The 202-nt window shown below is 71.8% G+C and carries 1 protein-coding gene; it reads right to left on the bottom strand.

The window, feature by feature from the left end:
• Nucleotides 1-202, bottom strand: a 202-nt coding sequence (locus IH44_RS42260; RefSeq protein ID WP_035958735.1) for a prealbumin-like fold domain-containing protein, incomplete at both ends; no start/stop codon positions are given.

The following is a 202-nucleotide window of genomic DNA, read 5'->3' as shown; positions in this document are numbered from 1 at the left end:
GCTGACCTCCTGCCAGTAGTAGGTGCCCAGGTCGGCCTGCTCGGTGCAGGTGCCGTCCTCGCCGGTGGTGCACGGGTCGCCGACCTTGGCGTCGGGCTTCGCCCCGTCGGTCTGCAGGCCGTCGGTGCCGTTGGACTCGCGCCACAGCTGGAAGACCGCACCGGGCAGCGGCTTGCCGTCCTGGTCGTGCTTGACCAGGCGC

The organism is Kitasatospora sp. NRRL B-11411 (genome assembly GCF_000721345.1).
In the GTDB taxonomy this organism is placed as follows: Bacteria; Actinomycetota; Actinomycetes; order Streptomycetales; family Streptomycetaceae; genus Kitasatospora; species Kitasatospora cineracea.
This window is presented reverse-complemented; position numbering and strand designations above follow the sequence as displayed.